At 68.1% G+C, this 1372-nt stretch carries 3 protein-coding genes and 1 pseudogene; 1 reads left to right on the top strand and 3 read right to left on the bottom strand.

All coding sequences use genetic code 11. From position 1 onward, the window contains the following. Nucleotides 1-236: 236 nt before the first annotated feature. The 3 genes and pseudogenes from BJF80_RS08880 to BJF80_RS20025 form a co-directional block, all read right to left on the bottom strand. On the bottom strand, nt 237-545 hold the full coding sequence (locus BJF80_RS08880) for a transposase (RefSeq protein ID WP_075812973.1): 309 nt from the start codon (nt 543-545) through the stop codon (nt 237-239). A 51-nt stretch (nt 546-596) separates the two neighbouring features. Continuing rightward, nucleotides 597-758: a hypothetical protein gene (locus BJF80_RS20030; protein WP_237767508.1), complete on the bottom strand. Its 162-nt coding sequence runs from the start codon at nt 756-758 to the stop codon at nt 597-599. 27 nt (nt 759-785) lie between these two features. Then, nucleotides 786-917: pseudogene (locus tag BJF80_RS20025) on the bottom strand (transposase); the annotation flags it as partial. On the opposite strand from BJF80_RS20025, the gene BJF80_RS19055 reads away from it, so the two are divergent. After that, a complete protein-coding gene (locus tag BJF80_RS19055) occupies nt 862-1260 on the top strand; it encodes a hypothetical protein (RefSeq protein WP_187344356.1) in 399 nt (132 codons plus the stop codon). The pseudogene BJF80_RS20025 and the gene BJF80_RS19055 sit on opposite strands and share 56 nt — an antisense overlap. The last annotated feature ends 112 nt before the right edge of the window (nt 1261-1372 follow it).

Raw genomic sequence — 1372 nt, 5'->3', positions numbered from 1 at the left:
CGCCGCTACCTCGGACTGGACCTCCTAGCCCGCTGCCGGGCAACCATCGTCCCCGACACCGAACCCGAGATCGGAGCTGATCACCTACCCGCCCTCACCACCTGAACCCAAACGAGGGATCACAGCGCTACACCACTCCACTGGGCTTGACCCGTCCGGCCGGGCCGCACATCGGACGAGCAGCCAACAGCCGGAGCCGCAGCAACAAAAAAACGAGCGAACCCGACCGGACACCCTCAGCGTGACATTGACGCGAAAAAAGCCGATGCCGACCGCAGGATCGCATTCGCCCGGCGCAGCTCGCGGTTCTCCTTCTCCAGCTGCACGAGCCGCTCGTGGGGGTCGGTCGCCGTCGCGGTCGACCCGGCCGCGGGACCGGGCCCACGGAACCAGTTCCGCAGGGTCGGCCCCGGGATGCCCAGCTGCTCACCCACCTGGCTGCAGGCCCGCTTGACCGGCATCCCCGGGTTCTCTCTGATCGTCTCGTTCACCGTGCGGATCGCACGCTCACGCAACTCGTCGCTGTACTTCCTCGGTGCAGGCATGACTCCACTCTCCCGTAGAGATCAAGACCCTCCACCAAACCCGGGATGCTTCTATGTGTTGTCAAGGGCTGGTGGCTGGGGCGGGGCGGAGTTGAGGGTGCGATAGATCTGGCGGGTGGTGTAGCGCTTCAGGCAGCGTCGGATCTCTCGGGTGGTCTTGCCCTCGGCGGTGCGTCTGGCGACGTAGTCGCGGGTGGTGGGGTCGGAGCGCATTCGGGTCAGGACGATGGTGTTCAGTGCCCGGTTGAGTCGGCGGTCGCCGCCACGGTTCAGCCGGTGACGGACGGTGTTGCCCGAGGATGCTGGGATCGGGCAGGTGCCGGCGATCTGGGCCAGGGCGGCCTCGCTGCGGACCGGCCGGGGTGGGACCACACGCACAGCACGACGCAGCGGTGACGGCACCGACGCCAGGCATGGCCAGGAGCTCGGGGGCGCGCTCGGCGACGATCTCGGTGAGCCGGTCTCGGTTGCCGGCCAGTTCGGTGTCGAGCTGGCGGGCGCGGAGGGCGAGGCGGGTCGCTTCGGCGCGGGCGGTCGCGGCGCCCAGCGGCTCGACGCGCCTGCGCCAGGAGGCGATCTGGTGGATCTGGACACTGGTCAGAGCACGGCGGGCGTCGATGCCGAGGTCGTGGGAGCGGACCAGCGCGGTGAGAGCGTTGATCGCGCGGAGTCGCTCGGCGTTGAGCTGTTCACGCGCCGTCGTCAAGACCTGTAGTGCGACTTGGTCCTGGGTTGCTCCAGCGTTCGTGTCCGGTTTCGGGCTGAGGATCAAGCAACATCTGTACGGTCTTCGTGACACCTGTAGGAGGGTGCGCGATGAGCACGAG

It is taken from the genome of Serinicoccus sp. CUA-874 (genome assembly GCF_001942225.1).
GTDB classification, from domain to species: Bacteria; Actinomycetota; Actinomycetes; order Actinomycetales; family Dermatophilaceae; genus Ornithinicoccus; species Ornithinicoccus marinus.
The sequence above is the reverse complement of the archived record's forward strand: the minus strand, read 5'-3'. Positions and strand labels throughout refer to the sequence as shown.

Bases quoted from the DNA above. Each gene is read 5' to 3' on its own strand.
- BJF80_RS08880 (WP_075812973.1), bottom strand. From the start codon at position 545: ATGCCTGCACCGAGGAAGTACAGCGACGAGTTGCGTGAGCGTGCGATC.
- BJF80_RS20030 (WP_237767508.1), bottom strand. From the start codon at position 758: ATGCGCTCCGACCCCACCACCCGCGACTACGTCGCCAGACGCACCGCC.